The 3,117-nt window shown below is 65.8% G+C and carries 4 protein-coding genes and 1 pseudogene; all 5 read left to right on the top strand.

The window, feature by feature from the left end:
- A partial coding sequence (gene trbG / locus VMR39_RS21020; protein ID WP_325418741.1) for a P-type conjugative transfer protein TrbG occupies positions 1–834 on the top strand: 834 nt, incomplete at its 5' end.
- A complete protein-coding gene (locus tag VMR39_RS21015; RefSeq protein WP_325418739.1) occupies positions 831–2,135 on the top strand; it encodes a TrbI/VirB10 family protein in 1,305 nt (434 codons plus the stop codon). The genes trbG and VMR39_RS21015, both read left to right, overlap by 4 nt.
- Positions 2,132–2,359 carry a DUF2274 domain-containing protein gene (locus VMR39_RS21010; RefSeq protein ID WP_325418737.1) on the top strand — a complete coding sequence of 76 codons (228 nt, stop codon included), beginning with the start codon at positions 2,132–2,134 and terminating at the stop codon, positions 2,357–2,359. The genes VMR39_RS21015 and VMR39_RS21010 overlap by 4 nt, the downstream gene beginning before the upstream one ends.
- A gap of 293 nt (positions 2,360–2,652) precedes the next feature.
- Positions 2,653–2,790: a benenodin family lasso peptide gene (locus VMR39_RS21005; protein WP_325418735.1), complete on the top strand. Its 138-nt coding sequence runs from the start codon at positions 2,653–2,655 to the stop codon at positions 2,788–2,790.
- Between the two features lie 52 nt (positions 2,791–2,842).
- A pseudogene (locus VMR39_RS21000) lies at positions 2,843–3,117 on the top strand (hypothetical protein); the annotation flags it as partial.

Below are 3,117 nucleotides of genomic sequence, written 5' to 3'. Positions count from 1 at the left end.
CTTCCCGGCCAGTTGCAGCCGCTCCCGGCAAAGACTGTGCCGGCAAAAACCGCACGAACCCCGCCGGGCGGGCGGGTCGAGCGCGCCAATGCCGCCGCGCGGGTTGAGCCGCAAGGCGGCGACTGGCTCAATGCGATCCAGCGCTATCCCTATACCGACGGCGCGCTTTACCAGGTCTATGCCGCGCCGGGGAGAGTGACCGACATCGCGCTCCAGGCGGGAGAGGAACTGGTGGGCCCCGGACCGGTGGCGGCGGGCGACACGGTGCGCTGGATCATCGGCGACACGGTGAGCGGAACCGGCGAGGCCAAGCGCATTCACATCCTGGTCAAGCCGACCCGGAGTGATATCGCGACCAACCTCGTCATCAACACCGATCGGCGGACCTATCATCTGGAACTCAGGGCCACACCGGCGACCTGGATGGCGGCGGTCTCGTGGACCTATCCCCAGGACGAACTCATCGCCATGCGGGCTGCCAATGCCAAGACTGAGCAGACGGCACCCATCGCATCGGGCATCGATCCCGCCGCGCTCAACTTCCGCTATCGGATCGAGGGCGACAGGCCGTCCTGGCGCCCGCTGCGCGCGTTCGATGATGGGCGGCAGGCCTATATCGAGTTTCCGGAAGGGATCGCGACCGCAGACATGCCGCCGCTCTTCGTCAGCGGCCCCGACGGTTCGGCGCAGCTCGTCAACTACCGCGTGCAGGGCCGCTACATGATCGTCGACCGGCTCTTCGCCGCTGCCGAACTGAGGCTCGGCACGAAGAAGAGCCAGGCGCGCGTGCGGATCGAGCGCGAGGATGGTCCGGGCAAGCGGAGGCGCTCATGAGCGAGGAAGCCATGGCCGCCCCGACCCCCGAAACGGAAACAGGCGCCGCAACCGATGCGGATACGCCGGCAGCGCAGCCCAGGCCGCAAGCGGACGAGCCTCCCGCGGCACAGGAAGCGGTCAGCGTCACCCAGGCCTTCCGGCTGCGCGGCGATCCGCCGCGGGTCATGCGCTTGTCGCGCCAGACGCTTGCCATCGTGGGGCTGGTCGCGGGCCTCAGCATCGGCGGCACGCTCATCTATGCGCTGCGCACGCCCGATCGCGAGGCCGCCGCCAATCTCATCGACACCCAGAGCCGCAACAAGGCCGATGTCGTCACCTCCGCGCCGTCCGACTACTCGAAAGTGCCGAAACTCGGGCCGCCGCTGCCGGGCGATCTTGGCCGGCCGATCGTGGCGGCGCAGGCGAACGGCAAGGACGTACCCGCGCCGCCCATGGGGTCACCGCCGCCGCAGGATCCGCGCCTCGCCGCAGCCGAGCAGGCGCGTCAGCGCATGGCGCAGGAAAGCGAGTCCGCCCGGACCAGCACCGTGTTCGCGAGCGAAAGCAATGCGGCGGGCACGGGCGCGCCCACGATCCCACCCGCACCGAATGCGAGTGAGCCGGCAGGGCCTGAAGGCGCGGCGAGCGCTGCACCTCAAGCCGATGGGCAGAGCGAAAAGCGTGCCTTCCTCAGGGCCGGCGCTGACCGGACCACCGTTAGTGCCGAGCGGATCGTCGCACCGGCGTCCCCCTATGTGCTCCAGGCAGGCAGCGTGATCCCCGCCGCGCTTATCACCGGCGTCCGTTCCGATCTGCCGGGGCAGATCACCGCGCAAGTGACGCAGAATGTCTACGACAGCCCTACCGGCAAAATTCTCCTGATACCGCAAGGCTCGCGGCTGATCGGCGAATATGACAGCGTGGTTTCGGCCGGACAGAACAGGGTGCTCCTCGCCTGGGATCGGCTGATCCTGCCGGGCGGGCGTTCGATCCTGCTCGATCGCCAGCCCGGCGCCGACGCCTCAGGCATGGCCGGCCTCCAGGATCGCACCAATTACCACTGGGGCAATATGCTCAAGGCGGCGATGGTCTCGACGCTCCTGGGCGCCGGAACCCAGCTCGTGGCGAACGGCAACGATGATCTCACTCGCGCGCTGCGTTACGGCACGCAGGACACGATCAACCAGACCGGCCAGCAACTGGTCCAGCGCCAGGTCCAGATCCCGCCGACGCTGACGGTGCGCCCGGGCTATCCGCTCAATGTCATCGTCACCCGCGACCTGGTCCTCGAGCCACTACGGCAAGGAAATGAGCGATGAGCGGATTGCGGCTGGGGCCAATCGAGGATGAGAAGCCGGTCAAGGTGCGCCTGGAACTGCCGGCGCAGACGCTGCGCGCGCTCGCCGAATATGCGCGGCTCCATGCGCAGGAAAACGGTCTTGCCGAGGCGCTGCCGCCCGAGCGGCTCATCGGACCCATGATCGAGCGGTTCATGAAGGCCGATCGGGGCTTTGCCAGGAAGAGGCAAGCAAAGGCGGATTGAGAGCCAGTAATCTCCCGCAGTTCATCTTGCGATTCTCGCTCCGCGCACCAAATTCGAGCGGGCGTCCGGTGTTATCCGGTCGTGTGACCGGGTTCCGGTGCGCATGTCCAGGCACGAAGCTAAAGGTACCGGTGCGTACGCCCAACGTGCGTTTTCCAAAACCCGGTCATTTATCAATTTCAATGTAGAATAACGCCCACGATTATAATCAGATTATAAAGTTCAATTCGCATGCCCGTCTGATCATCATCTCCCACGCGGCTGTTGGAGTCGCATTTCAGATGGAGATGATCATGGAAAAGATCCTCGACAATTCGGTCGACGAACTGATCGACCTCGGCTCGGTGACTGGGGAAACCCAGGGCGCGATCGTTGGCTTCGACGACACGCTCAACGGCCAGCAGCCCAGTGGCGGCCTGAGCGACGACTGATCGGGTGCGCGCGCTTCGGCGCGCGCATCACGCAGGACCAGAGATCGTCACGGTGAGCGATCGACATACCATCCACTTTTGCCTGAGCGGCGATCGGTTCGTCTTTCTCGACATTCGGCGTAATCGCTACTTTACGCTCTCATCACGATTGGGCGCGTCCTTTGCGGCGATTGCCAAAGAAGGGCAGTCCCAGGGCACGATCACGTCGGAGGGCCTGGCCGCGCTTGCCTTGGGCGATACCGAGACTGCCAAAGCGGAAGTTGCGTTTTCCCGCGCGGCCACCCCTGCGCGCGAAGATCGCGTGGCTCGGCAAACCGCCCTCGGCGT

The sequence above is a fragment of the Sphingobium sp. genome (genome assembly GCF_035511395.1).
In the GTDB taxonomy this organism is placed as follows: domain Bacteria; phylum Pseudomonadota; class Alphaproteobacteria; order Sphingomonadales; family Sphingomonadaceae; genus Sphingobium.
This window is presented reverse-complemented; position numbering and strand designations above follow the sequence as displayed.

Coding starts and splice junctions, on each gene's coding strand:
- VMR39_RS21005 (WP_325418735.1), top strand. CDS start 2,653: ATGGAAAAGATCCTCGACAATTCGGTCGACGAACTGATCGACCTCGGC.
- VMR39_RS21010 (WP_325418737.1), top strand. CDS start 2,132: ATGAGCGGATTGCGGCTGGGGCCAATCGAGGATGAGAAGCCGGTCAAG.
- VMR39_RS21015 (WP_325418739.1), top strand. CDS start 831: ATGAGCGAGGAAGCCATGGCCGCCCCGACCCCCGAAACGGAAACAGGC.